Origin of the sequence: Bacillus cereus group sp. BfR-BA-01430, from assembly GCF_022663115.1 — a bacterium.
GTDB lineage: Bacteria > Bacillota > Bacilli > Bacillales > Bacillaceae_G > Bacillus_A > Bacillus_A cereus_BD.
In genome coordinates, this window is record NZ_JAKUEW010000001.1 from 793,995 (window position 1) to 820,614 (window position 26,620).

The window sequence follows — 26,620 nt, forward strand, 5'->3', positions numbered from 1 at the left end:
GATATGGGAGTTGGCTAGATTTGAAATTACAAGATGATATTCCGTTAACAATCTATTTTGAAATTGGGAAAACGAAAAAGAAAATTGAAGATCTGCTTCATATTACGAAAGGGACATTGTATCGTCTTGAAGATTCAACGAAAAATACGGTTCGTCTTATGCTGGAGAATGAAGAGATTGGTACCGGGAAGATTTTGACAAAAAACGGAAAGATGTATGTCGAAATTGTTGAATTGAAAGGATAGGGAAGGGGATTTTCATGAGTGGCGATAAATTAAGCCAAGAGCAAATTGATGCGTTGCTGAAGGCGATGAATGATGGCTCAGAAATGCCAGCTTTTGCGCAAGAGGCAGATAAGCAAGAGAAATTTCAAGAATATGATTTTAATAGGCCAGAGAAATTTGGAGTTGAGCATTTACGAAGCTTACAAGCGATTGCGGCGAGCTTTGGCAAGCAAACGTCTCAGTCACTTGCGGCACGGATGCGCATTCCAATTGAACTAGAGCCCTCAACTGTTGAACAAGTTCCATTTACAAGTGAGTATGTGGAGAAAATGCCGAAAGATTATTATTTATATTGCGTGATCGATCTTGGGTTACCAGAGCTTGGAGAAATTGTAATCGAGATGGACCTTGCATTCATTATTTATATTCACGAATGTTGGCTTGGCGGGGATAGTAAACGCGACTTTTCTATGCGCCGGCCTCTGACAGCATTTGAATTTTTAACACTTGATAACATTTTCTCTTTACTTTGTAAAAATTTAGAGCAAGCATTTGAAAGTGTTGTGGCAATTCAGCCGAAGTTTGTGACGACAGAAACGGATCCAAATGCGTTAAAGATTACGACAGCGAGCGACATTATTTCCTTACTAAATGTGAATATGAAAACACAGTATTGGGATACAACGGTTCGAATTGGCATTCCGTTCTTGTCAGTTGAAGACATTATGGATAAGTTAACGTCGGAAAATATTGTGGAACATTCTTCTGATAAGCGGAAAAAGTATACGTCAGAAGTGGAAACGAAAGTCAATCAAGTGTATAAACCGGTTCGCGTTTCAGTAGGGGAACAAAAAATGACAATTGGTGAGCTTGAACAAATTGAAGAGGGCGATATTATTCCATTACGTACAAAGGTAACCGATCAGTTACGTGGATATGTAGATGGAAAACATAAGTTTAATTGTTTTATTGGCAAGGATAAAACTCGTAAGGCGTTCTTATTTAAAAAATTTGTAGAATAGGAGGGGTTATATGAAGCATGAAGTATCACCTGTATCGTTAATGAGTTTAGAAGAATATACAGGAGAGCATAATGATCCAGCTAAAGCTCATATTGATACTATTTCGGATATTTCGATTGAGCTTGGTGTCAAACTTGGAAAAGCATCGATTCAGCTTGGCGATGTGAAAAATTTAAAAGTTGGTGATGTGCTAGAGGTTGAGAAGAAACTTGGGCATAAAGTCGATGTGTATTTAAGTGATATAAAAGTCGGCATTGGAGAAGCAATTGTAATGGATGAACAGTTTGGTATTATTATTTCTGAAATTGAGGCCGATAAGAAACACGCTGCGCTTCTAAAGGCGCAAAAACAAGTACAGGAAAAAGAGTAGAGGAGGAGTCATATGTCGTATATGACGACCTTATTACAAGTTGTATTACTGTTTGGCGCTCTCGGGTATGGTGCGTACTATATGACCAAAAAGACGCGCAAACAGCAGTTCTTTAAACAAGGTGAGAACGGCCATATTCAAGTAAAGGACGGCGTGTATTTAAACCATCAAACGAGCGCTTTTTTATTTGAAGTGGACGGGAAGCAAGTGTTCACTGTTGTGAGTAATAACGGTGTGCAGTCTGTGCAATTAACAGGAAATCAGTTTCAACAAGCGCTAGAAGACGCGATAAAGAGCGAAACGAAAAAAGTAGAGGAACCATCATGAGAATAAAGAAAAATTTATCGTTAGTTGCGGTCATTTTTGTATTTTCTATTATTTTTTCTATTATTTTTGCAAATCCAGCGTATGCAGAGACAAATGGTTTTATTAATTTTGGAAATGGGAAAGAGTTTACGAGTAATTCAAGTGTACAGTTATTTGCACTTGTAACGCTTTTATCACTATCTTCGTCTATTGTTCTTCTTTTCACGCATTTTACATACTTTATGATTGTTCTTGGGATTACAAGACAAGGACTTGGTGTCATGAATTTACCACCAAACCAAGTCCTTGTTGGCTTAGCTCTATTTTTGTCGTTATTTACGATGCAGCCGGTTCTTGGACAGTTAAAAAGTGATGTGTGGGATCCGATGACGAAAGCGAAAATAACGGTAACGCAAGCAGCAGAAACGACCGCACCCATTATGAAAGAATATATGGCCAAGCATACGTATAAGCATGATTTGAAAATGATGTTGAAAGTACGTGGAGAAGAGTTACCAAAAAATACGAAAGACATTTCGTTATTTACGCTTGTTCCATCATTTACGTTAACGCAAATCCAAAAAGGTTTGCTGACGGGGATGTTCATTTATTTAGCATTTGTCTTTATCGATTTAATCATTAGTACTCTGTTAATGTACCTTGGGATGATGATGGTACCACCGATGATTTTAAGTTTGCCGTTTAAAATACTTGTTTTCATATATTTAGGTGGATATACGAAAATTGTAGATATTATGTTTAAAACGGTTGCTTGAAGCATATGAGATTTTGATGTTATGTGATAGGAGTCATATAAATGAATACATCACCAATTATAGATATTTTCCAATCCTTTTTTTATAAGGGAGTTATGATACTTTTGCCGGTTGCCGGCGTAAGTATGGTTGTTGTTATTGTCATTGCTGTTATTATGGCAATGATGCAAATTCAAGAACAAACGCTAACGTTTTTACCAAAAATGGCAAGTATTGTTCTTGTTATTATCATTTTAGGTCCGTGGATGTTTCAAGAATTAACGACACTTATTTTAGATTTATTTGATAAAATTCCATCGCTACTGCGTTCGTATTAAAGATGGGGGAATAAAATGAATATGGAATTATGGGCGGCCACATTTTTTGCATTTTGCCGTATTACGTCATTTTTATATTTTTTACCGTTTTTTTCAGGGCGATCCATGCCAGCGATGGTAAAAGTTATGTTTGGATTAGGGCTTTCCATTACAGTTGCTGATAAGGTGGATGTATCACATATACAGACTGTATGGGATGTAGTAGCGTATGCTGGCACGCAAATTGTAATTGGCGTATCACTTTCAAAAATCATAGAAATGTTATGGAATATTCCGAAAATGGCGGGCCATATTTTAGACTTTGATATCGGTTTATCACAAGCAAGTTTGTTTGATGTAAATGCTGGAGCACAATCCACTTTATTATCAACGATTTTTGATATTTTCTTCCTCATTATTTTTATTTCACTTGGAGGCATTGATTATTTTGTTGCTACGATTTTAAAATCGTTTCAATATACAGAAACGATTTCAAAATTGCTCACAACAAACTTTTTAGATAGTTTGCTAGCAACATTATTATTTGCGATTACATCAGCGGTAGAAATCGCTCTTCCGCTGATGGGGAGCTTATTTATTATTAACTTTGTTCTCATTTTAATTGCAAAGAACGCGCCGCAATTAAACGTCTTTATGAACGCATATGTCATTAAAATTACATGCGGGATTTTATTGATTGCGATGAGTGTACCAATGCTTGGCTATGTATTTAAAAATTTAACAAATGTATTACTTGAAGAATATACAAAACTATTTAACTTTTTCTTAACAAAGTAGGGGGGCGCGTATGGCAAAGGATAATAAAACAGAAAAGGCCACCCCACAGAAGCGTAAAAAATCGCGTGAAGAAGGGAATATTGCCCGAAGTAAAGATTTAAACAATTTATTTTCGATTCTTGTATTAGCAGTCGTCGTTTATTTTTTTGGTGATTGGCTTGGCTATGAGATTGCCAACTCTGTTGCGGTGCTGTTTGATCAAATTGGTAAAAATGCCGATACGACGGAGTATTTCTATTTAATGGGGATGCTACTTCTAAAAGTATCAGTTCCTGTTCTTATACTCGTCTATGCGTTCCATTTATTTAATTATATGATTCAAGTTGGTTTCTTATTTTCTTCAAAAATCATTAAACCAAAACCATCGCGTATTAATCCAAAGAACTATTTTACGAGATTATTTAGCCGGAAAAGTTTAGTCGATATTGTAAAGTCATTGTTTTATATGTGTTTAATTGGTTATGTTTCGTATGTTCTCTTTAAAAAGAATTTAGAGAAGATTGTTAGTATGATTGGATTTAACTGGACCGCATCGCTAACAGAAATTATTAGACAAATTAAATTTATCTTTTTAGCCATTTTAATCATTTTAATTGTTCTTTCTATTGTTGATTTCATTTACCAAAAATGGGAGTATGAGCAAGATATTAAAATGAAAAAAGAAGAAGTGAAGCAAGAGCATAAAGATAATGAAGGAGACCCGCAAGTAAAGGGCAAACGAAAAAACTTTATGCATGCCATCTTACAAGGAACAATCGCGAAGAAAATGGATGGTGCAACGTTTATTGTTAATAACCCAACACATATTTCCGTAGCGCTTCGCTACAACAAATATGTGGATGCTGCGCCAATTGTTGTCGCAAAGGGAGAAGATGAGCTAGCATTATATATGCGTACGCTTGCTAGGGAACAAGAAATACCAATGGTGGAAAATCGTCCGCTTGCTCGGTCCTTATATTACCAAGTAGAAGAAGATGAGGCGATACCAGAAGATTTATATGTAGCTGTCATTGAAGTTATGCGCTATTTAATTCAAACGAAACAAATTGAAGTATAAAAGCGCGTTTGGAGGAGATCTCTTTGTTTAAGATAGATTCTGCAAGAACCTATTTTTCTATCTTTTTAGCAGTGTCATTCGTTGTGGCACTCTTAATTCCGCTTCCGCCCTTTATACTTGATATAATTATCGTCTTTTTATTAAGCATGGCAGTGCTTATTTATATGCGAGCAACAAGTATTAAAGAGTGGGACGAATTAAAATCATTTCCGACTATGTTGTTATTAATCGGGATTTTCCGTGTATCGATTAACGTTTCGACGACGCGGGCGATTTTAACAAACGGAAATGCAGGTCATGTTATTGAAGAGTTTGGTCAGTTTGTAATTGGTGGGAACTTATTAATTGGTATCGTTATTTTTACGGTGTTAATTATTTTCCAATTTATCGTAGCAAATGGTGCATCGCGTACAGCTGAAGTTGCGGCTCGTTTTACACTAGATTCTTTACCAGGGAAGCAAATGTCTATTGATGCTGATTTAAACCAACGTATTATTACAGAAAAAGATGCACAAGAAAAACGAAAAAAATTAAATATGGAAACAGAGTTTTACGGAGCGATGGACGGTGCCGGAAAGTTCATTAAAGGGGACGTTATTTTCGGGATTGTCATTTTATTTGTGAACATTATTTTCGGTTTAATTGTCGGTATGATGCAGCAAGGGATGAGTTTTTCTGAAGCTGCGCTTCATTATACGCAGTTAACTGTCGGCGATGGAATCGTAAACCAAATCGGTTCATTAATGCTTGCGATTTCAACAGGTATTATCGTAACGCGAGTATTTGATGGTTCACCTGATACAGTAAGTGAAGGAATCTTTAAAGAGTTAATGGCGCATGAAATCGTTGTGTATGCGCTAGGCGGTCTCTTTATGGCAATGGGCATCTTTACGCCGCTTCCATTCTTACCATTTGCGCTTGTTGGTGGCGGAATTATTTTCTTAGGAATTCGCAATAAAAAACGCATGGAAAAAGAAAAAGAAGCGGAAATGCAAAAAGAATTAGAAATGATTCAAAATGATGAAGATCAACTAAAGCAAGTGGAAGATTCATTCGGTGTATTTACAGATAAATATCCAATCATCGTCGAACTTGGCTTAGATTTAGCTGCGCTAGTTAAGCAGAAGATTAATGGGGAAACAGCCCGTGATAAAGTTGTTCTCATGAGGAAATCGATTATTACAGATCTTGGGATAAATGTACCAGGAATTAACTTTAAAGATAATACGAGCTTTAGACCGCGCGGGCGTTATATGATTCGAATTAAAGGAGCGAAAGTTGCGGAAGGTGTGTTAAAATCGGGTTATTTATTAGCGCTGAAAACGCCTAATGTGATGGCTGATTTAGATGCAGAACCAGCAAAAGATCCAATTTTCGGTGAAGACGGATACTGGATTTTAGAACATATGGTACAAGATGCTCAGATGAAAGGGTATCAAGTATTAGAACCACTCAGCATCTTAATTACACATTTAGATGTTATTATACGACGCAATCTTCATGAGTTAATTCAGCGGCAACATGTGAAAGATTTAATACAATCGCTTGAAAACGATCATGGTGTTCTATTAGAAGAAATTAAGAAGAAAGAAATTGATTTATCACTTGTTCAAAACGTGATTAAGCAGCTTTTAAAAGAAGGAATTTCAATTCGTGATTTAGCAACGATTATTGAAGGAATTATTGACGGAAAAGAAATTTATCAAAATCACGTCGATGGGGTTACTTCATTTGTGCGCGAATGTATTTCGAAAGTCATTTGTGAACATGCGAAAAATCCTGACGGGAAAATTTATGCGGCACTGTTCTCTGATTCTCTTGAATTAGATGCAGATGTTGTGAATAACTCCTATCAAGGCTACTTATTAAACTGGGATTTAGAGTTGGAAACGCGTGTTGTAGAACAAGTGCAGCGCATCTTTAAACAAGCGCGCTTAATGGGAAGAGAGCCCGTTTTATTAACGCGCCGGAAAGATTTTAGATTTGGGGTTGTAAGACTTCTTGAACGTTATCAAATTGAAGCAAAGGTGCTATGTATTAGTGAACTTGCGCCAGAAATTGTTGTAGATCAAATTGCTTACATCGAATAGTAAGGGGGTGAGATTGTGGAAGTGACTGAAAAGAAAGAAGCGTTAAAACGGATTAAGGCTGCTTCAAAAAATGAATTGTATCGTAAACTATTTGATCAGTATGGTAATGATTATTATTATGTCGTCGATGAAAGTGTAAAGCGAAGTATTCCATTCTTTTGGAAAAAGAAATATGAAATGTTAGTTGCTTTTCCAGAAGATAAGAAAAATGAAGAAGAGACACAAGCGCCAGAATTTCACGAGCAATTGATGGAAATGGTTCATGAGCCTTCAGAAAAATTTGTACAAACAAATAATATTGGAACCGTGCTTCATAATTTAGAACATACAACGAGTTCACTTCCTTCTATGACCATTCAGATTGAAAATAGTGAGGAATGGGCAAAAAAGAAACAAAGACTATTGCAAGTTTTCCAAAGAGGAATTACAGTTGTGAAACAGACAGAGCAAGGAAAGCATCCAAAAGTGAAACAACTTGGTTCTTTGGCTAATGTAAGAGAACGAGAGGAAGTACAGGGGAAAGAAGAAAACCAACAGTCTGTACCATTTATTATTCAAAAAGTGATTCGGCTGTTAGAACAAAATGAAGTTGAACCATATTTTATTAACGCATATGCGGAAAAAATGAAAGTGAAGTTTAAACATGCGACGATGATTACAGAAGAGGAAGTAATTACGTTCATATTGGAAGATATGGAGTCGCATTTTTATACAGAAAATATATTTGAAAAAGATGTACAAACGATTGCTTTAATTGGGCCGACAGGAGTTGGAAAAACGACAACAATTGCCAAAATGGCTTGGCAGCTTCATGATCAAAAGAAAACAATTGGTTTTATTACAACGGATCATTCCCGAATTGGAACGGTGCAACAACTGCAAGAGTATGTGAAAACAATTGGTGCAGAAGTAATTGCAGTTCGTGATGAAGCGGCTATGGAAAGAGCTCTTACGTATTTTAAAGAAGAGGCACGCGTGGATTACATCTTCATTGACACAGCTGGGCAAAATTATCGTACAGCAGAAACAGTAGCAGACATGATTGAAATGATGAAGCGAGTGAACCCTGATTATATATGTTTAACATTATCAGCGTCGATGAAAAGTAAAGATATGATTGAAATCATTACGAACTTTAAACAGATTCATATTGATGGAATTATATTTACAAAGTTTGATGAAACAGCAAGTAGCGGTGAGTTGTTAAAAATTCCAGCAGTCTCATCAGCTCCGATTGTCTTTATGACAGATGGGCAAGATGTGAAGCGACATATACACATCGCTACAGCAGAACATTTAGCAAAACAGATGTTACATACATCATAAGAAAAGAGGTGTAGAATAAGGCACTTGTCTTATTCAAATTCGTATGAACGGTATTTATATAGGCTCTATGGGTATGATGAATTACATGCAGCACATTAATGTACATGCAAATAATGTAGCAAACGCACAAACACCTGGTTTTAAAGCGGAAAATCTAACTTCAAAAGTATTTGATTCACAAAATACGTATCGTCTTGGCGATGGACCGAAAGCGGCAGTTGGTACAGTTGATTATGCAGTGGTACCAGCTGCAACACATGTGAATTTATTGCCGGGAAGTGTGCAAATTACAAATAATTTTACAGATTTTTACTTAGATGATGGTACATCGGGGACTGCCTCATTTTTTGTGACTTCCAAAGATGGAGAAACATTTTTAACGAGAGATGGTCATTTTACAGTAAATAAGGATCGTTATTTACAAACATCATCGGGTGCTTATGTTATGGATGAAAGTAATGAGCGTATTCGTATTCCAGAAAATATAGATGTTTTCGTATCTAATGATGGAACGTTCTTTAGAGAAATTAAAGTAGGGAATGAAACTAGAAGAGAAAATATTGCTCGTTTGCAAACGAAGATGGTAAATACGGAAGTAAATGCACGCCTTGTGCAGCGAGAAAATAAAAGCTTTACACTCGCAGAGGGGGATATTGCTGATTTACCAAATGGAGCAGGAACGGTTCATAACTACATGCTAGAAAATTCAAATGTAGATATGACGAAAGAAATGGCAGATATTATGACCAATCAAAAAATGGTTCAAGCTTCACAACGTATTATGACATCATTTGATAAAATTTATGAAAAAGAAGCGAATGAAATATTACGTTAATTTAAAAATCCCATTCTTTAGTAGAAAAGAATGGGATTCTTTCATAGATTATTCGTATTAAATGTGAATGATTCGTTTTGCTTTTTCTGCTAGTTGTAAATCATGCGTTACAAATACAACCGTTTTGCCGTTATCGTTCATTTTCTTTAAGAGGTCAAATACTTGATCTCGATTTTTTTCGTCTAAATTACCTGTTGGTTCATCAGCGAAAACATAGTTGCACTTTTTAATAAGGATGCGAGCTAAAGCGATTCTTTGTTGCTCGCCACCGCTTAATTCAAAGATTTTCTTCTTTTCATAGCCAACGAGATTTACTTCTTTTAAAGCGTCTTTTATTTTTTCACGTTTATTGATATGAGACTGATACTTTAAAGCAATCAATAAATTTTTTTCAACCGTTTCGTTTTCAATTAATGCATAATTTTGGAATAAGTAACCAAATTCATTCCTTTGTAAGAGTAAAATTTGTTTTTTAGTAGGATTTGTAATTGTATCGATTATAATATCACCAGCATCCGCTTTTTCTAATAGCCCCATTATGTTTAATAATGTTGTTTTACCACGACCGCTTTCTCCAACAATAGCAACAAAATCTTGATTTTCAATTTTTAAATGAAAGTTTTCTAATATTGTTTTTCCGCGAAATTGTTTATGAATATTTTTTAATTCAATCAATGTTAATGCTCTCCTTTTATAATGGAATGGAATGTGTTATTGCTAATTTTTTGATCAAATACAGTTCCAAAAACAAATTCTAACAGTATGACAAATAGTCCTGTTAAGAAAGGGAGTATGTTACCAAGATAGACATACATGCTGATTGTTGGAATAAAGTTAATCGCAAATAGCAACAAAATAAGAGAAGTATTTCTAGCAAAAGCGCTATATCCAAATAATTTTTGTACATATAGTTTAAATTTATTTTTTTGATAATACGTTGCTACTACATTATAGGTTAAGAGCAAGTTGGATAAGATGAGTGTTACAATAAAAATCGTTACCTTCTCTTTCTCTCTTTTTAAATCTTGAATCGCTTGACCGTGCTTATCATAGAGTGAATCTACATGCTGAATGGATGACTGAACGTTGCTGTTAGAAATAGTCGGTAAAATGGAGCTATAAGCGTCATGAGTGTCGGAATAAAAATAGAAACATCTTGAAACATAAGATAAATAGTAGGAATTATCGAAATAACCAGTATCGATAATTGCAATTGGATCGGTAACGTTATTGTTATGTTCTACTTCCACATCTGGATCATAGGAAAAGTAGTTTTGGTGATTTTTTACATAGATAACATTGACAGATAGATCTTGTTCCTTCGTCGTATTTTTTGCTTTGCCTAGTGCTTCATTATAAATATTTTCGACTTCTACTTGTTGAAAATAAAAATGCTGTCGGTAATTTTTTTTAATTTCCTTTTCAAACTTCCTTAGTTTTTCTGGAACAAGTATATTCATGACATTCTTTTTTCTTACTATTTTTTTATCAACCGTACCATCTACGGAATGAATCGGGTTATAGTGTAGATAGTTTTCATTTATTGTTATGCTTTTTCCATTTGGAGAGAGAGCCGGGTCCTCACCATTTGCATTTAAATGATATGTGTATTCACCGTTCACTTTATAATAGTTTGAGGCATCTATTAGAAAGCCTTTATGCTCTTTTTCCATTTTTGTGTAGAAGTCTTTTATCAGCTTACCTGTTTGATATTCTATTTTTCTATCATGCTCGCCATTAAAGGTTACCGAAGTAGCGTACATGTTTTTTGTCTGTTTCCATGAAGATAAACTAGCTAATTTTTGATTTAGCTCGTTTGCTAGTTCGTTCCATTGATTTACAGAGAAAAGAAGAACGAAAATAAAGATGAGCTTTAGGCCATAATTTAAAATCATAATAAGAGTATAAGGCTTTTCACCTTTTATTTTAGAGACATTGGTGTTGTTAGAAAATAGAAAAATAATCATAAAAACAGCAGGGATTGTTAATGTGAACATAAATAAAAGTGTAAAAATCCAAAATAGACATGTTAAGTACAAAAAGTAATTTGTACCATTATATAAAAGGTAATAGGTGCTAGCTAACAAATATCCTGTGAAACTAGCAAGTGCGATCGGTTTTGTTAGCAATAAGAAAACATGCGCAATGATTCTCGAGATAGAATATCCAAATACTCTTATAATGCTTAATTCTTTTAATCGATTTATTAGATAATGAGCAATGGCAATGTAAAGGCAGAGAATCACTAAGCTAATGATTATGATTTGGGATATATTGAAGTTCAGCATAGAAGGATGATTCTCACTAAAAACTTCTGCATTCGCAACTTCTTTATTTAACTCGGTTACTAAATCGTGAATTTTCTGTTTATCCTGGGTGGAAACATAATATAGACCATTTCCACTGAAATTCGTATTGGAATCTAAATGCTTAATTGTCATGTTTAATTGTGGATCAATTTGCTTGATTACACCACTTTGCTGTTTATCTCTGCTTTGCGACGTACTAAGAAATTCTCCTGAATGTAATGCAGGTAATGTTCCTTCCTTTATGTCTACTTGGTTATGTAAACTTACGTCTGTTGTATATACCGTAAGATTTTTTTCACTTGTAAAAATGTACTTTGAAATACTAACATCATATTTTTTTGCTATTTTCTGAAAGAATGCAATGTAATTTTCTGAATGTGGTTTTGCATCTTGGAAATTTAATAAAATACTTGTTGTATTTTTATATAATAGTTGATTTGTTTTATATTCTTTAAAGGTGTCTAATCCGAAAATTCCTAGTAGGAATAATAAAGTGGTAAACAAGATATAAATAATTTTTCTCATAATTATTTCTCCCTAAAATGAACTTTTTCCCAATCATATCATTAAATATGTGGAAATAGAAGCCGTGATAAAATGATTCATAAGCAGAAGAAAGGAATTGTAATAGTGAAAAACAAGAGGAGCAAAACTCCTCTTGTTTTTTCGTTATTATTTATGGTCGTAATATGCTTTATTTGTCCCTTTAGATGTCCACGGTAGTTGCGCTGTACTAAACACATTTTTTGCTTTCCATCCGCCGCTTTTGTAATTGCCTTTTCCATTTACGACAGAAGCATGGCCTTGTGCAGAGTAATGTTTATAAGATGAGTACACATTTTTATCTTTCTTTCCACGAATCCAATAACCTCCGTCCACTTTGCCAGACGTTACTGATTTGACAGTACTATTTTCATCTTGAACATAACTAGCTGTTAATTGATCGTTTGCTTTTACAATTTCGTATTTACCGAAAGATTGTTCAGCAGCTAATGCCCCTCCTGCTCCTAATAAAGCAAATCCAGCTGCTAGTGTTCCAATAGCGACTTTTTTAAACATAAAAATTCCCCCTTAAATAAGTGTAAGAACTGCAAATCAAACATACCATGTTGTATACATAATTTTAATATGTGAACGGTTGATAAAAAACGAATGGAATATTCTGTGTATTTTTTATAAAAATCCTGAATATTATTGACTATTTTCTTGCTTCTTTCTATATTAGTAGGTATCACGATAACGACTAAGGAATAACAAAGGAGTTTGGCATTGATAAAATGAAACTTTAATCCTTGAGGGGCATTCTAAGCAGGTTATGAGTCCTCACCAATCGGGCGGTTACTGGTTACTGCCTTAAAACAGGAAAACAGAGTCAAAAAGACAGGAAGGAGGAAGGGTGATGAGTAGAGCAGGAGTACAATTCGCCATGCAAAGTGATGAAACATTTCGCCAAGGCGTGAAGGATTGTTTACCAACTGTACTAGGATATTTAAGTATTGGCATTGCTGCTGGTGTGATTGCCAAGACAGCTGGCTTTTCTATTATAGAAATCGCCTTTATGTCGACGCTTATTTATGCTGGTTCTGCACAATTTATACTAGCTGGTATGTACGCTGCTGGAGCTCCGGCATCAGCTATTATTTTTACTGTGTTCTTTGTGAATTTACGTCATCTATTAATGAGTGCTGCACTAGCTCCATATTTTTTACAAGTACCATTCCTCAGAAATATAGTAATCGGTTCACAAATTACAGATGAAACATTTGGTGTTGCTGTGCAGCACGGAGCTAAAAAGGGATATGTAGGCGAAAGCTGGATGCTTGGATTAAATGTAACAGCGTATATCAATTGGATTATCGCTACGATTATTGGCGGGCTTTTTGGGGAATGGATACCAGATCCTCATACGTACGGGATGGATTATGCACTCCCTGCGATGTTTATCGGTTTATTTGTTCTGCAATTCATAAGCAGCAAACCGAAACGAATGATCCATCTTAGTGTTGCTGTGGCCGCAATCATGATTGCATATGGCGCTCATTTCTTTATGCCAGCGAGCATAGCTGTCATTATCGCAACGCTTACAGCAGCAACGATAGGAGTGATGATTGAGAAATGGAAATAAGATTAGACGTGTTGTTTCTTTTAATAGGAGCTGGACTTGTTACATTCATTCCACGTGTACTGCCCCTTATTGTATTTCAAAAATTTCAAATTCCAGATTGGGGATTAAAGTGGTTACAATACATACCGATTGCAATATTAGCTGCCCTTCTTACACAAGTATTACTGATGAACGAAACGATGCAGTGGGACTATATAATCGCCGCAATTCCAACATTTCTCGTCGCTATTTATACACGGAGCTTATTAGGAACCGTATTAACAGGAGTAATTGTGATTATTTTGTTACGTTTGTTTTTATCTATTTAGGCGAGAAGACACCCACCTCAAGGAATGTGGGGGATGTAACCCAATGAGTAGGTGAGTGATGAATCGCCTTCGAACAAGAGATAGTTCACTTGCTATCTCGATTGTTCGACTGTTCGAGTGCTATCTGTAGTAAATGAAAAATAGCTTGTGTACGAGTGCCAAATCCCTTTTGCTCTTTGTATGCATCCACTCTATTCAAGAGGGTTTTTGGGAATCTTAGCATAACTGATTGTTTTTCCATATTTCCGCCTCCAAAATAGCATACAAAGTATACCTAATTTGATATACTATATATATCATAACACATAAGGAGGTGAAAGTCATGCTAGTCAATAAAGCGTATAAGTTTCGCATCTATCCGAATAGAGAACAAGAAGTGCTGATTGCTAAAACAATCGGGTGTTCTCGTTTTGTATTCAACCACTTTTTAGCGAAGTGGAATGATACATACAAAGAGACAGGTAAAGGATTAACTTACAACATTTGCTCTTCTCAATTAACACAACTAAAGAAAGAATTAAATTGGTTAAAAGAAGTGGATAGTATTTCGCTTCAATCCTCATTAAAAAACTCGCTGATTCATATTCACGATTCTTTAAAAAGCAGAACAAAGCCCCACGTTTCAAATCGAAAAAGAATAAAATTCAATCTTATACAACAAAACATACGAATGGAAATATTGCCATTGCAGGAAACAGAATCAAGTTACCTAAACTTGGATTCGTGAGATTTGCAAAGAGTCGTGAAGTAGAAGGCCGTATTCTTAATGCTACAATTAGACGAAACCCAAGTGGCAAGTATTTTGTTTCGATTCTTGTTGAAATAGAAGCACAAGAACTTCCTAAAACTAATTCATCTGTTGGTATAGATGTTGGTCTTAAAGATTTTGCAATTCTTTCAACAGGTAAAACTTTCAGCAACCCTAAATGGCTTCGCAAACTAGAAAAGAAATTAGCGAAAGCGCAACGTGTCCTTTCTAGACGACAAGAATTAGCGTTGAAACGTAAATGTAAATTAGATGAAGCGAAAAACTATCAAAAACAAAAGCGTAAAGTAGCTCGTATTCATGAGAAAATCGTAAATGCAAGAACTGACTATTTGCAAAAAATCTCTACTTATATTGTCAAAAACCACGACATCATTGGTATGGAAGATTTGCAAGTGTCAAATATGTTGAAAAATCATAAACTAGCAAAAGCAATTAACGAAGTGAGCTGGTCACGATTTCGTACCATGTTAGAATACAAAGCGAAATGGTATGGCAAACAAGTAGTTGTTGTGTCAAAAACATTTGCTTCTAGTCAGTTATGTTCTTGCTGTGGCTACCAAAACAAAGACGTTAAAAATCTCAATCTTCGTGCATGGAGTTGTCCTTCTTGTGATACACATCACGATAGAGATATTAACGCAAGTATCAATCTGAAAAATGAAGCTATAAGACTTCTAACCGTAGGAACTCCGGGGTTAGCCTAATCAAAACTTTCGGTTACGAAAGTGTTCTTAGGAATCTCCCACTTCAAGTAAGTTCGCAAGAACTACTAAGTGGCGAGTAGTTCAAAACAAGGAATCTTAAGATATGATATCGAAACATGTAGTATTAAAGCCTAACATAGGAGGTGGTGTTATGATTCTTTTCACGATAGGTATTATTTTATTTACGTTATTTATTTTCTTTCTCATCGGTTTTCTTACATTTACAATGTTTGTGAACAAAGCAACACCACAAATATATTATACACCTTGTAATGCGGCATCTAGGCAGTCTTATAGAGAGAAGAGTAGAAGAAAGAAAAGCTAATGAAGGCTTTTCTTTTGTTTTGAATTTTCGCATACGTACTGTATTTATTTATACCTATTTGGATGGAGCGAAAACGGATAAAAGAGCTATCTTCTTAAGATAGCTCTTTTATAAGGTTACATATTAGAAATACCTTGCAGCAGTATTCCAAAGAGGAAACTGATAAAGGAAAATACACCGACACATATAGAAACAATTCGATTATTTCGCCATTCTTTCACACAAACGATAAATCCTAAAATGCAAAGAAAATACCAAATAGGAAGGAAAAGAAAATCACTTATGTAATTTGGAAGTAGCGTATAAAAATTTGTTAACACTAAAATCCAATGTATGAGAAAAAGGGACATCACAATAAGAGAATATCGATCAGGATGACCTAAATAGCTTCCCCTTTTTAACGTGACATATATAAAAGCAAGTGCTAATATGGTAATGAAAAGCTAGAAAGGGTTTATCCACCAAGTGTTTGGATTTATAGTATAAAATACGATTTTATTAGGAATCTACTGCAATCCATGTGCCTTTTCATATATTTGCATCAGGACCATCTCAATTGACTTTTGAATTATTCAATATTTAATAGTTCCATCCTCTATTTTAATAATCCTTTCACACATATTTGCTACATTATCATCATGAGTAACAATTATAATTGTTTTTCCATCTTCGTTTATATTCTTTAATAAATTCATAACTTCTTGTCCCGTTTTTTTATCCAATGATCCCGTTGGTTCATCAGCCAAAATGACTTCTGGATCATTAATAAGGGCACGTGCAATAGAAACTCGCTGATTTTGTCCACCAGAAAGTTGATAAGGTAATTTCTTTATTTGGGAATTAATACCAAGTTGTTTAAGGATTTTATTAATTTTTTCATCTTTATCTTTTTTTGAATACTTACTATAATCCAAAGGTACTTTTATATTTTGGTAAACATTATAATCTTCAATTAATGCAAAATGTTGTACCACAAATCCAAAATAATTATTTCTTAAACTTGCTAATTCTCTATTATTAAGTTCAGAAATATTTTTTCCGTTTAAATAATAATTCCCTGAAGTTTTTTTATCTAAACCTCCTATGATATTTAAAAGCGTAGATTTTCCAGATCCCGAAGAACCCATTACTGCAACCATTTCTCCCTTATTAATATCAATAGAAATATTTTGCAAAGCTTGCACCTTATTTTCTTCTGCTCCATATTCTTTATATATATTTTCTAGTTTTATAAGACTCATTATTCTTTCCCCTTTATTAATGTATTAACATCAATTCTAATCATTTTATATATCGGTATAACACAAATAACAATTATAAGAATAATTGTAGTTAAAAATGTCCATGCAATATAAGAAATATTTCCTAATAATAAATATGCTAGTAAAGTTGAAATTAAAAAGCCTGCTATAACAACTATAGCCGTTTCTATTATTATTCTTAAAGTTATATCTTTTAAAGTAGCACCAACTAATATATGTACTCCAAACTCTTTCATTCTATGTTGAATAGAATTCATTATAGATGTAACAATTCCTAATATAGAAAACAAGGTAATGATACTAAAAAGAAATCCTGTATATTTTGTTTCTGAGGATATAAACTCAACAATATTTGAAAGTTTATCTTTATAACTTACTAAATTAAAAGTATATAAATTTAAATTTCTAGATTTTTCTTGTATTAAATTCATGGTTTCTTCTTTATTATTAGTTATTATGAAAGAATGAATAATTCTAGTATCAAAATTTCCTATAAAAAATTCATCTTTAGGAATAGGATTTTGATAAGGAATAATCATATAGTTATCTAAGTTTATAGGTTCTAAAGAATTTATCCCTTTAACAAAATAATAATTTTTTTCTAAAAATCCTATAATCACAAAAGTTTCAAGGTGTTGAATATTTCCTCTTATTTCATCACCGATTTTATATAATTTTTTATAATTGTCCCCTAAAACAACTGGAATTCTTTTATTACTACCTTTTATAAAATCATCTTCTACAAAACTTCTTCCTTTTTCTACTTTAAAATGAAAATGATTTAAAAAGTTTTTATCTATAAAAAACCCTTTTAAATTAGACAAAGGTTGATCCAATCCCTTAAATTTCACCTTATCATTGGATAGTAATAGATTATCTGTGCCTTTAAAGTCATCAATAAATACTGCTTCTTCTTTAAAAGAAACGAATTGGAATTTTTTGTTGGTTGTTAAAAAATTATAAAATTCATTTAACCTGTCATAAGAATTTTCTTGTTTAAATTGATTTTGAATAAGATTATTTTCATCACTTTTATCAACAAATCCATACACATTTCTATCTTTTAATACATGATTTACTTGCTTTAAATTATTATCTAATTCTATTTTTTTTGATGTACTAAAACTAAGGAAAAATATTCCTAATATAACTTGTAAAAATATAATTGAATTAATACCCTTCCTTCTTTTTAAACTATTAATAGCATATTTAAAATTATTCATATTTGTTTTTCACCTCAATATTTCCTTAACTTCCATTTTAAACATTTTACTAATCGGTATAGCTGCCGTAATAAATCCTATAAACATGCAAAAAATTAATGTCAAAAATGTCGATAAAGGATAAAGATCATAATCCATAAATGTTATGATTTGGCCTTTAACTACTACTACATAAAGCAAAAAACCAATAAAAAAAGAATATAATACTAAAAGTTCATATTCTAATAAAATTTTTCTTCCTATTTGCCAATTAGTCCCACCCACTGTTTTCCTTACTGCTATCTCCTGTTTTTTATAATTTATCCAATGCGATGTAATGCTTACTGTATTAAGAATCAATGCTAAAAGGACTACACAAATAACTAAAATATTAAGACGTTGATCGTTTAATAATAATGTTATTGGACTTTCAAATCTAGAATCATCTATTCTAGTTAATTGGATATGACCTGATGATTCTATTTTTTTCTTTAAATTTTCAAATACCTCATTGGTTTGATTTTCTGCATCTAATATATACGTTCCTTCTATAAAAAATGTTGATGTATTCTTAATTAAAGAGCTCAAATTTACATAATAATAATTATCCCACATAGAGTTCTTATCTTTATATCCCAGTATACCTATAACTAAAAATTTTTCATTTTCATGAAAAATATATATATTATTATTTTCTCTTATAGCTTCTTTTAAAATATTTTTTCCAATTACCGCAACTTTTTTATTATCTTTAATGTCCTGTTCATTAAAGTATCTTCCTTTAAAAATAGGTGGATTAGGTTGTTTTTTACCTTTAAAAATAATAGCTTTTGAATCAGATACTGGATATTCTTTATACAATAAAAAATCATCACTTAATTCTTTTAAAAAGCTTAAATCCATATTATTACTTAAAATACCTTCTTCTTGTTTAATACTAAACTTAACAGATTCACTAGTAACAAAATCATTATTTTGATTGTTTTGAATGAAAATAGATTGTATAGAAGATACTGAAATAGATAGAAAAAAAGAAATCCCACTAAATAATATTATTAAAAAAGATGACATTTTCAATCGTTTTAAAAACATAATTACCTCCAAAATTTAGAATTAAAAGTGGATGAAAAATATTCTTCATCCACTTTTAATTCTAACAATATATAAATCTATTACTTACCCCAGAAAGAATTAGCTTGACCTGAACCATGAATTGTAACTGTTCGCGTATAATTAGTACCCCAAGCTCTTCCAGAATCTGAACCGCTTGCCAATTTTATTCGAGTATAATGATAAACCCCAGACCATTGCGTCTCAGCCCATGCTGTTCTTTGTCCAAACCAAGAATTTCCTGTAGGGTGTGCTTTATGCCATTGTGGACTACTACTTGCCGCATTAGCAGATGTAGCACCTAAAAATCCCGTTCCTAATAATGATAATCCTAATGCAGTACCTAAAACAGTTTTCTTTAATGACTTTTTCATATATAACTCCTCCTTGAATAATTTTCAACTTCTGTTACATATTACCATTAATTGTAATTAAATACACTTCATTTTAAACTTTCTCAACAATTATACAAATTGAACTTTTTATCCCGCATTAACGGGCAGTCTGATTGGCGAGGGCTTATAATCAGTGGGGGATGAAGAAAACCCCACTGATTAAAGGTTCACTTTATATAAACAAAATATATAACTTTATACTAGTTTGTTATAAATAATACTCTTAAAAGACCTGAAACTTATAATAAGGTTCTGATGCAAAAAAATGGGATTAGTATAGTCTCAGATGGACACAATTTAGGTAGTCCTTACAATGGGTTTTAAGGAGGAAATATCTGTATAACAAACAAGAGATTGAGTGAAGAGTTTAAAAAATGGTGGTCATATCATTCGAGACAATCCATAAAAGAACTAAGTAGCGAATATGATGTCTCAGAAATCACAGTTTGTAAATGGATTCAAGCATATTCTCCTAGTGCATCAATTGAGGAAGAAGAAATAACGCTAGAAGATTTAAAACGAATGAAAAAAGAAATAAGTTGTTTCATGCCATTTTTAAGAAAGAAGAAGTATATCGCATACCATATGTCATATTTGAACAAGTAGATCTAGCCCTATTTCAATACATTGAGGGGATTTTATAACCATAAACGAATTCATGGTAGTATTGGTTACAAAACTCTGCAAGAAGTAGAAAATCTAGATAAAAAATAGCATAGACTTAAATTTTTTGTGTCCAAAATATTGATTCAAATCCAAGTGTAAAATTTAAATGTTTAAAAGTGGTCAAAATCCTTTGGAAAGTAAACAGGTGACTGTTCGCTTCAGATAGAATGAAATAATAAGAATCCCCACTTCAAAATGACTTGAAGTGGGGGTTCTTATCTTTCCTCTAAACTCTTAACTGGAACAGTTAATTCACGTTCTGGATTTGCGGCATCATAAATGCGGGCTGTTTCACTGTTTTCATCAACATGTTGAATCATAACAGGCATTCCTTGAAAACTAACGTTTGCTTGTTCTGCGGATTCGGAAATCTCTTTTGCGCGTTGTACATTCATTTTTACATTCCTCCCATCGTTACTATTTTTGCTAAAACAGAGGAATAATATACCAAATTGAGATGTATTTAAAATTTTTGTATGGATTGTAATGTTTCTTTAATAAATCGAGAAAATGTCGAATCAGGAAATGGTTGTATTGTATGAAAAGCTTCGGTCGCTTCTTGAAGCGCTTTTTGTTTGTTTTGCAGCTGTGAATAACAAAGCGCACGGTAAGCTCCAGCAGTTATGACCCATGATTGATCGAGCGGATGAATCATATAATCAGGAATTGTTACATGCTGTAATGTCTCTAACGCTTTTTCATATTGTTTTAAGCCATACAAAGCTTTTCCTTTTTCAAGATAATATAAACCATCTACTTTAAAGTCTACCCCTTGTTGTAATTTTTCTTTAAATTGTTCCAGGTGCTGCAAAGCGAGTGTATATTCTTTTGTAATGGTGTTATAGTAATAGGATTTTAATATATCAATAATAGCCGCAGAAAATGTATCTTCTGTAAAAATAGCGAATTGTTCTGCTTTTTGAATATAGTATAGGTATTTATCTTCTTCCGCTTCCAGTACTTTTTGATACGAGAGAATTCGATAAAAGTCATTTGTTTTATAATACACTTGATTTTTTTTGGAGAAGTCAAGTGCTTGTAAAATAATTTCTTCACACTTCTCGTAATTTCCATATGCAAGTAAAACAATCGCTTCATTTAAGAACAATTCAATTTGCATAATGAGATCCATTTCTAATCGTTTCGCTTCATATTCTTTTCGAATCGAGGCAATAAGTTCTAGGCACTCCTCATACCTTTTATCGGAAAATAATATATAGTATTGCATTAATTTTGTTTGCGTACTTTCACGGTATAAAGTATATTTCTGAAAAATAGGTATCGCTTTGCTGATATAAGTTTGTATGTTATAGTCCTTCATAGCGATTGCGCTTGTCATAAATTGCTTATATAAACGGGCTGTATACAGTGTAGATGGTAACTCCTTTTGTACAATAGGCAATAATGTTTCATACACAGCTTCAAATTGATTTTTTTGTATTTTTTGATCCATTTCTTGAATGAGTTCTTGCATTCCTTCATCGTCTTCTTCCAATAAAAAACTTGCTTCACAGTCAAGTTTGCTCGCGATATATTGCAATGTTTTCATAGAAGGAGTTGCTTTTCCGTTTTCAATTTGACTTAACATGCTTTTTGTAAGTTCTGAGCCTGCTAGTTCTGTTTGTGTAAGCCGCTTTTCTTTTCGTAATGCTTTAATTTTTTCACCAAGAGTAGTCATATCATTGCTCCTTATTCTTAAAAGTTAAATTATATTTAACTTTTTGTTGTAAAAAATTGAAAGTAAGTTGTATAATAAGTTTAACATAATTTAACTTTTAGAGGGAGAGAGTATAATGGGAGATGTAAGTATAGAACAAAATGATCCGAGGATAAAAATTGCAACGAGAAATATTCTTTTCATGATGGTTGCAAAAATTATATCTTTATTAGGAGCAGGGATTTATACGTTTGCAATGGGACTATATGTTTTAAAAATAACGGGTTCTGGAATGGGGTTTGCAACTACGCTTATTTGCGGATCTGTTCCAAGAATGGTATGTGGCCCTATTGCCGGGGCAGTAGCTGATCGCGTTAACCGGAAATGGCTCATTATTGGCATGGATTTGTTAAGTAGCTTGACGATGTTTACGATGTTTATTCTCGCTACTACATTTGAACCGTCACTTTTCTTCATTTATATTTCAGCAGCGCTATTATCCGTTTGTGCAAGCTTTTACTCTGTTGCACTCACCTCGTCCATCCCGCATTTAGTGAATGAAGAAAGAATTCAAAAAGCGAATGCTTTAAATCAAACAGCGGATTCTTTATCAAGAGTTTTAGCTCCAATCATTGGAGGAATGATATTTGGATTTTTCTCCATCACATCCTTTTTTCTTTTAAATGGTATCACATTCTTTTTAGCTGTTATTGTACAGTTATGTATTGCATTTCATTTGTATAAAAAGGAAGACACAGAAAATAATGAACCTTTTTTAACGAGTATAAAAGAAGGATTTACATATGTAAAACAGCAACAAGAAATATATGGACTAATGAAAATTGCGCTGTGGGTTAACTTTTTTTCGAGTGCGCTTTTCGTTTCACTCCCATATATAATTGTTCAGAGCTTACATTTATCCTCAAAGCAACTGGGGACAATAGAAGGAATGTTAGCAGTTGGAATGTTAATTGGAGCGGCTGTTTTATCCGTTCGTAAGGAAATAAGTAATCCGTTTCGCTCTGTTTATATTGGTTTATTTATATTTGCGAGTTTAAGCTTATGTACGGTAGTTCCATTATTAATAACGATTTCAAAAGTGGCAAGCTTTATTTACTATATAATTTTTGTTCTTCTTAGTGGATTTTCGATGATGATTGTAAATATCCCGATGCAAGTACATATTCAAAAGACAACAAACCAAGCATACTTAGGTCGTGTGTTTGGGCTTCTTGAAACGATTGCGACCGCGATTACACCACTTGGAATGATTATATATGGATTTTTATTAGACAGATTGCCAACGAGTATTGTCGTGATAACGTTAGGAGCAGGGCTATTTTTCGTTGTATTCGTAGGAATCAAACAGTATAGAACGAAGCAAAGCGTGAATATGCCAGCTTAAAATAGAAACATTTAGTTTGTATATGTAACGTTGCTTATGAGCATCTCGTAATCTTTTTTCATTTTGAAAGTATGATGTATGTATGTTACATTTAAAATGAAAAGCGTTGTAAAGAAAAAAGGAGAACACATCATGAGAAAAATAAGTTTTGTTACGTTATTTCTGTTCGCTATCATGGCAGGATGTAGCAGTAACTATGATACGTATATTGAAACGGGCATGACATCATTGCAAAATGAAAAATATAGTGATGCAGTGATGTGGTTTGAAAAAGCAGAAAAAGAAAAATCAGGAAGTGAAGCGAATTCATATAAAGAAGTCGCTCAATTCATGGATCACGGTGCAAACGCATTAAAAGATGGAAAGTATTTAGAAACAAAAGACGATGCAAATAAAGTGTTACAAATGAACATGGATGAGACGCTTAAAAAGGTTGTGAAGTCTAATGCTGAAAATATGCTTCAAAAGGCAAAAGATATCGAAGAAAAAGTAAACGCGCGAGCAGAAAAGAAACGAAAAATTGAAGAAAAAGGAATTGATAAACTGATTAAAGCGGTAGATAGCATTGATGAGTTAAGAGAAAAGCAGAAAAAAGTTGGAGAAGCATTGGATAAAGCTGAGAAGACACATGAAAAAATAGAAGCGAAAAAAAATCAATAGATTCATATGTTTGAAAAGAGACTGTCATTTAGTATGCCAGTCTCTTTTTGAATATTATTTGACATTTTTTGTAATTCGGAGATATATAAAGGGATATTTGTTACGATGAATTTGTGAGACAGTTTTCTATAAATCATAAGGGGGTTGTGAAATGGGGAAATTAGATGGAAAAGTTGCTTTTGTTACTGGTGCTGCAATGGGAAATGGTGCGGGAATTGCTCGTGTATTTGCAGAATTAGGAGCGAAAGTATTACTCGTTGATATTTCCGAAAAGGTTCATGAAACAGCAAAGGGAATTGTAAGTAAAGGGTTAGAGGCAGCTAGTTATCAAGTGGATGTAACGGATTTTACAGCTGTTAAAGAGATTGCAAAAGATGTATATGAAAAATATGGGAAGATTGATATATTAGTCAATAATGCAGGAGTCATTCGTCTTGCAAATTTCTTAGATATGTCAGATGAAATGCGTGATTTTCAATTTCAAGTAAATATTAATGGTGTGTGGAATTTTGCAAAGGCTGTTTTACCATATATGATTGAGAAAAATTACGGAAAAATTGTCAATATGTCATCTGTAACAGGAACGTTAGTGGCAGATGAAGGGGAAACAGCTTATGCGACAACAAAAGCTGCCATTTGGGGATTTACAAAAGCGTTGGCGCGTGAAGTAGCAAAGCATAATATAACTGTGAATGCAATTTGTCCAGGTTATATTATGACACCGATGGCCGAACAAATTGCAAATGAATCTGATCCAAATAAACCAAATACCGTTATCGATGGAATTGCTTCAGGCGTTCCGCTAGGACGATTAGGAAGAATTGAAGAAGTTGGACAACTAGCTGGTTTTCTTGCATCGGATGAATCGAATTACATAACAGGGACACATATCGTCATTGATGGCGGCAGTACATTACCAGAAACTGTTTCTGTTGGTGTGGAATAATATACAAATGGAAGAGAAATCTTTCTATTCGAAAGGTTTCTCTTTATAATAATTAGAAAATTTAATTTTGTTACAAAAAGTTGAATTTCCGACATTTTGCGAGAAAAAGGATTATAATAAAATCATAACCTATTACAAGGAAGTGTAACTATGAGTACTGTAGCTATCGTATACGGTATTATTCTTTCTACTCTTGTTCTTTTATTTATTTTTGGAGTTTCACGTTATATTCACAAATGGAAAGAAGGGATTGCGAAGTTAAATCATATCGAAGAAGAATTCGCTGATTTCATGTTACATCACGGGAAGTAAAGAGGTTCATTTTTCAGAAAAATAATGTGAAGAATATCACAAAACATGCTTGGATTGGGAGGCATGTTTTTTTGTTATGTAAAGGCTTATAAGGAAGCAATCGTCACTATGTACATTCAATTGATGGAATTCCAAAATATGTAATATAATTGTGTTGTAATGAAATCAGAATATTGATAAAAAGGGGAATTATAATTATGGAAATAATAGGTTATACTATTTTAGTGATTTTGTTAGTATATATTGCAATTATATGTATCGTTCAATATTACTTAAAAAAGAAGATCCTCAGTACATATTAAAATATGTAGAAGAGCATAAAAAAGAAAAAATTTGCTCTTTAATGGTTAGGAGGAATGGATGAAAGATGAAAAGGAATGGAAAAAGCGTAATATACCATTAAAGGTTGATATGGGATTTCAACGTATTTGGTCTGATAGATTAGTAAGTGCAACTGCTACAGATTATATGAATTTAATAGGAAAAATGAATAGCAGAAATGTTTTTCCAAAGGCGATGCAAACTGAGGTTGAGCGAATTTTTAAAGGGACTGTTCTTGAAAGGAATCAGTATGAGCATGCAGGTAGAAAAGGTGGTTCTACTGTATTTGCATTAACAAATAGTTTTTACGGAACGGATCAAGAAGGAAACAAGACGGAAATTGTTTTTATGTCTAACGATTTAGAACCTATTGAAGCGAGAAAAATTCGAAATAATTTAGATTTATTTATTAAATCTGTAGTGACAAATGAAGCGTTCAGAAAAAAGTTATAACAAAATAATTTTATTATGTAAATAAAGATGATTAGGTCAATATAACAACGGAATCGTCAACTGAATATTTTGTAATTTTTTATCAAAAAAGCAGGAAAGAAGGAAGTGAATAGAGAAGTAAGGCTTTGTAAGATAAAATGGTGTGATAAAGGAGGCTGTTTGTATGTTTGAGGAAGAGAAAGAAGGGCTTATTGAAGTTCGTAATGTGTATGAAGTTGTACCGCCAGATGGAACAATTATTGGCATGGCTACACCAGAAGAGATGGAAGTTGCAGCTGAATTAGAATTACAACATTATGCCTATTCTCGTTTATTAGAAGCAAATGTTCAGTTAGACGGTTCCTCCTATAAAGATATACTTCAGGAGTTCCAGGAGTATGAAAGAAAATCCATGTATTTTTGGCGCTCATTACATAAGCGTTTAGCGGTACCGTGGGCATGGGTACTTCGCGTTGATGTTGCAAACGGCCCGATATATGTAAATAACGGAAATTTGTATTACGATGATAATGAAGATGATGAATATGAATATGAGGAAGATTATGAATAGATGAAGGAGGAAGCAGAAAAACTGCTTCCTTTTCTTTATAA

30 protein-coding genes and 4 pseudogenes are annotated in these 26,620 nt (G+C 33.3%); 23 read left to right on the forward strand and 11 right to left on the reverse strand.

The genetic code is table 11. From position 1 onward, the window contains the following. Positions 1–20 precede the first annotated feature (20 nt). Genes MR058_RS04170 through MR058_RS04220 form a run of 11 tightly spaced genes read left to right on the forward strand, consistent with a single transcriptional unit; the run spans position 21 to position 9,100 of the window. Positions 21–245, forward strand: a complete 225-nt coding sequence (locus MR058_RS04170; protein WP_012093869.1) for a flagellar motor switch protein FliN — start codon at positions 21–23, stop codon at positions 243–245. Positions 246–259: 14 nt separating this feature from the next. Beyond that, a complete protein-coding gene (fliM, locus tag MR058_RS04175) occupies positions 260–1,246 on the forward strand; it encodes a flagellar motor switch protein FliM (protein WP_242142768.1) in 987 nt (328 codons plus the stop codon). Positions 1,247–1,256: 10 nt separating this feature from the next. After that, on the forward strand, positions 1,257–1,616 hold the full coding sequence (locus MR058_RS04180; protein WP_242142769.1) for a flagellar motor switch protein FliN: 360 nt from the start codon (positions 1,257–1,259) through the stop codon (positions 1,614–1,616). 12 nt (positions 1,617–1,628) lie between these two features. Then, positions 1,629–1,943 carry a flagellar motor switch protein FliN gene (locus MR058_RS04185; protein WP_242142770.1) on the forward strand — a complete coding sequence of 105 codons (315 nt, stop codon included), beginning with the start codon at positions 1,629–1,631 and terminating at the stop codon, positions 1,941–1,943. Then, positions 1,940–2,698 (forward strand): flagellar type III secretion system pore protein FliP, encoded by a 759-nt coding sequence (locus MR058_RS04190; RefSeq protein ID WP_242142771.1) that lies wholly within the window; start codon positions 1,940–1,942, stop codon positions 2,696–2,698. Before MR058_RS04185 ends, MR058_RS04190 begins: the two co-directional genes overlap by 4 nt. 41 nt (positions 2,699–2,739) lie before the next feature. Beyond that, complete coding sequence (locus MR058_RS04195) at positions 2,740–3,015, forward strand: flagellar biosynthetic protein FliQ (RefSeq protein ID WP_242142772.1); 276 nt, start codon at positions 2,740–2,742, stop codon at positions 3,013–3,015. Between the two features lie 15 nt (positions 3,016–3,030). Then, a complete protein-coding gene (locus MR058_RS04200; protein WP_242142773.1) occupies positions 3,031–3,792 on the forward strand; it encodes a flagellar biosynthetic protein FliR in 762 nt (253 codons plus the stop codon). A 10-nt stretch (positions 3,793–3,802) separates the two neighbouring features. After that, positions 3,803–4,849: a flagellar type III secretion system protein FlhB gene (gene flhB, locus MR058_RS04205; RefSeq protein WP_242142774.1), complete on the forward strand. Its 1,047-nt coding sequence runs from the start codon at positions 3,803–3,805 to the stop codon at positions 4,847–4,849. Between the two features lie 23 nt (positions 4,850–4,872). Beyond that, complete coding sequence (gene flhA / locus MR058_RS04210; protein WP_242142775.1) at positions 4,873–6,939, forward strand: flagellar biosynthesis protein FlhA; 2,067 nt, start codon at positions 4,873–4,875, stop codon at positions 6,937–6,939. A 15-nt stretch (positions 6,940–6,954) separates the two neighbouring features. Beyond that, positions 6,955–8,265 carry a GTP-binding protein gene (locus MR058_RS04215; protein ID WP_242142776.1) on the forward strand — a complete coding sequence of 437 codons (1,311 nt, stop codon included), beginning with the start codon at positions 6,955–6,957 and terminating at the stop codon, positions 8,263–8,265. 43 nt (positions 8,266–8,308) lie between these two features. After that, positions 8,309–9,100, forward strand: coding sequence for a flagellar hook-basal body complex protein (locus tag MR058_RS04220; protein ID WP_242142777.1), 792 nt, complete (start codon positions 8,309–8,311; stop codon positions 9,098–9,100). Between the two features lie 57 nt (positions 9,101–9,157). On the opposite strand, the gene MR058_RS04225 is transcribed toward MR058_RS04220, so the two are convergent. The 3 genes from MR058_RS04225 to MR058_RS04235 all read right to left on the reverse strand — a co-directional run bounded on the left by MR058_RS04225 (position 9,158) and on the right by MR058_RS04235 (position 12,468). Further along, positions 9,158–9,775, reverse strand: coding sequence for a putative bacteriocin export ABC transporter (locus MR058_RS04225; RefSeq protein ID WP_242142778.1), 618 nt, complete (start codon positions 9,773–9,775; stop codon positions 9,158–9,160). Positions 9,776–9,777: 2 nt separating this feature from the next. Beyond that, positions 9,778–11,934 (reverse strand): bacteriocin-associated integral membrane family protein, encoded by a 2,157-nt coding sequence (locus tag MR058_RS04230; RefSeq protein ID WP_242142779.1) that lies wholly within the window; start codon positions 11,932–11,934, stop codon positions 9,778–9,780. A 147-nt stretch (positions 11,935–12,081) separates the two neighbouring features. After that, positions 12,082–12,468 carry a lactococcin 972 family bacteriocin gene (locus MR058_RS04235; protein ID WP_242142780.1) on the reverse strand — a complete coding sequence of 129 codons (387 nt, stop codon included), beginning with the start codon at positions 12,466–12,468 and terminating at the stop codon, positions 12,082–12,084. A gap of 367 nt (positions 12,469–12,835) precedes the next feature. Here MR058_RS04235 and MR058_RS04240 point away from each other — a divergent pair, with 367 nt between their 5' ends. Both MR058_RS04240 and MR058_RS04245 read left to right on the forward strand, forming a co-directional pair. Continuing rightward, on the forward strand, positions 12,836–13,534 hold the full coding sequence (locus MR058_RS04240) for an AzlC family ABC transporter permease (protein ID WP_396021419.1): 699 nt from the start codon (positions 12,836–12,838) through the stop codon (positions 13,532–13,534). Then, positions 13,525–13,842, forward strand: a complete 318-nt coding sequence (locus MR058_RS04245) for an AzlD domain-containing protein (RefSeq protein ID WP_242142782.1) — start codon at positions 13,525–13,527, stop codon at positions 13,840–13,842. Before MR058_RS04240 ends, MR058_RS04245 begins: the two co-directional genes overlap by 10 nt. 85 nt (positions 13,843–13,927) lie before the next feature. Here the strand turns inward: MR058_RS04245 and MR058_RS04250 are convergent, their stop codons facing one another. Continuing rightward, positions 13,928–14,083: a ribbon-helix-helix domain-containing protein gene (locus MR058_RS04250; RefSeq protein WP_242142783.1), complete on the reverse strand. Its 156-nt coding sequence runs from the start codon at positions 14,081–14,083 to the stop codon at positions 13,928–13,930. 81 nt (positions 14,084–14,164) lie between these two features. Between MR058_RS04250 and tnpB the strand changes: the two are divergent. Together tnpB and MR058_RS04260 are read left to right on the forward strand one after the other, a co-directional pair. Beyond that, positions 14,165–15,315, forward strand: a pseudogene (gene tnpB, locus MR058_RS04255) (IS200/IS605 family element RNA-guided endonuclease TnpB). Between the two features lie 151 nt (positions 15,316–15,466). Continuing rightward, complete coding sequence (locus MR058_RS04260) at positions 15,467–15,640, forward strand: DUF3951 domain-containing protein (protein ID WP_242142784.1); 174 nt, start codon at positions 15,467–15,469, stop codon at positions 15,638–15,640. Positions 15,641–15,756: 116 nt separating this feature from the next. On the opposite strand, the gene MR058_RS04265 is transcribed toward MR058_RS04260, so the two are convergent. The 5 genes from MR058_RS04265 to MR058_RS04285 form a co-directional block, all read right to left on the reverse strand. Next, positions 15,757–16,077, reverse strand: a complete 321-nt coding sequence (locus MR058_RS04265; protein WP_242142832.1) for a hypothetical protein — start codon at positions 16,075–16,077, stop codon at positions 15,757–15,759. Between the two features lie 135 nt (positions 16,078–16,212). Next, on the reverse strand, positions 16,213–16,881 hold the full coding sequence (locus MR058_RS04270; protein WP_242142785.1) for an ABC transporter ATP-binding protein: 669 nt from the start codon (positions 16,879–16,881) through the stop codon (positions 16,213–16,215). Next, a complete protein-coding gene (locus tag MR058_RS04275; protein WP_242142786.1) occupies positions 16,881–18,125 on the reverse strand; it encodes an ABC transporter permease in 1,245 nt (414 codons plus the stop codon). The genes MR058_RS04270 and MR058_RS04275 overlap by 1 nt, the downstream gene beginning before the upstream one ends. A 9-nt stretch (positions 18,126–18,134) precedes the next feature. Next, positions 18,135–19,196: an ABC transporter permease gene (locus MR058_RS04280; RefSeq protein ID WP_242142787.1), complete on the reverse strand. Its 1,062-nt coding sequence runs from the start codon at positions 19,194–19,196 to the stop codon at positions 18,135–18,137. A gap of 80 nt (positions 19,197–19,276) precedes the next feature. Beyond that, the gene (locus MR058_RS04285; protein ID WP_242142788.1) at positions 19,277–19,588 is read right to left on the reverse strand and encodes a hypothetical protein; all 312 of its coding nucleotides are present in this window, start codon (positions 19,586–19,588) and stop codon (positions 19,277–19,279) included. Between the two features lie 360 nt (positions 19,589–19,948). Between MR058_RS04285 and MR058_RS04290 the strand changes: the two are divergent. Further along, positions 19,949–20,146: pseudogene (locus tag MR058_RS04290) on the forward strand (IS3-like element ISBce13 family transposase); the annotation flags it as partial. 5 nt (positions 20,147–20,151) lie between these two features. Then, a pseudogene (locus tag MR058_RS23580) lies at positions 20,152–20,323 on the forward strand (IS3 family transposase); the annotation flags it as partial. A gap of 167 nt (positions 20,324–20,490) precedes the next feature. On the opposite strand, the gene MR058_RS04295 reads toward MR058_RS23580, so the two are convergent. Both MR058_RS04295 and MR058_RS04300 read right to left on the reverse strand, forming a co-directional pair. Continuing rightward, positions 20,491–20,670: an H-type small acid-soluble spore protein gene (locus tag MR058_RS04295; RefSeq protein ID WP_012093891.1), complete on the reverse strand. Its 180-nt coding sequence runs from the start codon at positions 20,668–20,670 to the stop codon at positions 20,491–20,493. A gap of 68 nt (positions 20,671–20,738) precedes the next feature. Next, positions 20,739–21,953, reverse strand: a complete 1,215-nt coding sequence (locus MR058_RS04300) for a helix-turn-helix domain-containing protein (protein ID WP_242142789.1) — start codon at positions 21,951–21,953, stop codon at positions 20,739–20,741. A gap of 115 nt (positions 21,954–22,068) precedes the next feature. On the opposite strand from MR058_RS04300, the gene MR058_RS04305 reads away from it, so the two are divergent. The 6 genes and pseudogenes from MR058_RS04305 (at position 22,069) to MR058_RS04330 (ending at position 26,579) form a co-directional block, all read left to right on the forward strand. After that, a complete protein-coding gene (locus MR058_RS04305; RefSeq protein WP_242142790.1) occupies positions 22,069–23,337 on the forward strand; it encodes an MFS transporter in 1,269 nt (422 codons plus the stop codon). A gap of 132 nt (positions 23,338–23,469) precedes the next feature. Beyond that, a complete protein-coding gene (locus MR058_RS04310; RefSeq protein ID WP_242142791.1) occupies positions 23,470–23,997 on the forward strand; it encodes an outer membrane protein assembly factor BamD in 528 nt (175 codons plus the stop codon). Positions 23,998–24,148: 151 nt separating this feature from the next. Beyond that, a complete protein-coding gene (gene ucpA, locus MR058_RS04315; protein ID WP_242142792.1) occupies positions 24,149–24,943 on the forward strand; it encodes an SDR family oxidoreductase UcpA in 795 nt (264 codons plus the stop codon). 150 nt (positions 24,944–25,093) lie between these two features. Continuing rightward, positions 25,094–25,255, forward strand: coding sequence for a peptidase (locus MR058_RS04320; RefSeq protein ID WP_242142793.1), 162 nt, complete (start codon positions 25,094–25,096; stop codon positions 25,253–25,255). Positions 25,256–25,609: 354 nt separating this feature from the next. Then, a pseudogene (locus MR058_RS04325) lies at positions 25,610–26,029 on the forward strand (serine hydrolase); the annotation flags it as partial. Between the two features lie 163 nt (positions 26,030–26,192). Further along, complete coding sequence (locus tag MR058_RS04330; protein WP_242142794.1) at positions 26,193–26,579, forward strand: hypothetical protein; 387 nt, start codon at positions 26,193–26,195, stop codon at positions 26,577–26,579. The last annotated feature ends 41 nt before the right edge of the window (positions 26,580–26,620 follow it).

Bases quoted from the DNA above. Each gene is read 5' to 3' on its own strand.
- MR058_RS04280 (WP_242142787.1), bottom strand. From the start codon at position 19,196: ATGTTTTTAAAACGATTGAAAATGTCATCTTTTTTAATAATATTATTT.
- MR058_RS04270 (WP_242142785.1), bottom strand. From the start codon at position 16,881: ATGAGTCTTATAAAACTAGAAAATATATATAAAGAATATGGAGCAGAA.
- MR058_RS04185 (WP_242142770.1), top strand. From the start codon at position 1,629: ATGTCGTATATGACGACCTTATTACAAGTTGTATTACTGTTTGGCGCT.
- MR058_RS04275 (WP_242142786.1), bottom strand. From the start codon at position 18,125: ATGAATAATTTTAAATATGCTATTAATAGTTTAAAAAGAAGGAAGGGT.
- MR058_RS04190 (WP_242142771.1), top strand. From the start codon at position 1,940: ATGAGAATAAAGAAAAATTTATCGTTAGTTGCGGTCATTTTTGTATTT.
- MR058_RS04250 (WP_242142783.1), bottom strand. From the start codon at position 14,083: ATGGAAAAACAATCAGTTATGCTAAGATTCCCAAAAACCCTCTTGAAT.
- MR058_RS04220 (WP_242142777.1), top strand. From the start codon at position 8,309: ATGAACGGTATTTATATAGGCTCTATGGGTATGATGAATTACATGCAG.
- ucpA (WP_242142792.1), top strand. From the start codon at position 24,149: ATGGGGAAATTAGATGGAAAAGTTGCTTTTGTTACTGGTGCTGCAATG.
- MR058_RS04330 (WP_242142794.1), top strand. From the start codon at position 26,193: ATGTTTGAGGAAGAGAAAGAAGGGCTTATTGAAGTTCGTAATGTGTAT.
- MR058_RS04235 (WP_242142780.1), bottom strand. From the start codon at position 12,468: ATGTTTAAAAAAGTCGCTATTGGAACACTAGCAGCTGGATTTGCTTTA.
- MR058_RS04245 (WP_242142782.1), top strand. From the start codon at position 13,525: ATGGAAATAAGATTAGACGTGTTGTTTCTTTTAATAGGAGCTGGACTT.
- MR058_RS04310 (WP_242142791.1), top strand. From the start codon at position 23,470: ATGAGAAAAATAAGTTTTGTTACGTTATTTCTGTTCGCTATCATGGCA.
- MR058_RS04300 (WP_242142789.1), bottom strand. From the start codon at position 21,953: ATGACTACTCTTGGTGAAAAAATTAAAGCATTACGAAAAGAAAAGCGG.
- MR058_RS04180 (WP_242142769.1), top strand. From the start codon at position 1,257: ATGAAGCATGAAGTATCACCTGTATCGTTAATGAGTTTAGAAGAATAT.
- MR058_RS04305 (WP_242142790.1), top strand. From the start codon at position 22,069: ATGGGAGATGTAAGTATAGAACAAAATGATCCGAGGATAAAAATTGCA.
- MR058_RS04230 (WP_242142779.1), bottom strand. From the start codon at position 11,934: ATGAGAAAAATTATTTATATCTTGTTTACCACTTTATTATTCCTACTA.
- MR058_RS04285 (WP_242142788.1), bottom strand. From the start codon at position 19,588: ATGAAAAAGTCATTAAAGAAAACTGTTTTAGGTACTGCATTAGGATTA.
- MR058_RS04195 (WP_242142772.1), top strand. From the start codon at position 2,740: ATGAATACATCACCAATTATAGATATTTTCCAATCCTTTTTTTATAAG.
- flhB (WP_242142774.1), top strand. From the start codon at position 3,803: ATGGCAAAGGATAATAAAACAGAAAAGGCCACCCCACAGAAGCGTAAA.
- MR058_RS04295 (WP_012093891.1), bottom strand. From the start codon at position 20,670: ATGAATGTACAACGCGCAAAAGAGATTTCCGAATCCGCAGAACAAGCA.
- MR058_RS04320 (WP_242142793.1), top strand. From the start codon at position 25,094: ATGAGTACTGTAGCTATCGTATACGGTATTATTCTTTCTACTCTTGTT.
- MR058_RS04260 (WP_242142784.1), top strand. From the start codon at position 15,467: ATGATTCTTTTCACGATAGGTATTATTTTATTTACGTTATTTATTTTC.
- MR058_RS04200 (WP_242142773.1), top strand. From the start codon at position 3,031: ATGAATATGGAATTATGGGCGGCCACATTTTTTGCATTTTGCCGTATT.
- fliM (WP_242142768.1), top strand. From the start codon at position 260: ATGAGTGGCGATAAATTAAGCCAAGAGCAAATTGATGCGTTGCTGAAG.
- MR058_RS04240 (WP_396021419.1), top strand. From the start codon at position 12,836: ATGCAAAGTGATGAAACATTTCGCCAAGGCGTGAAGGATTGTTTACCA.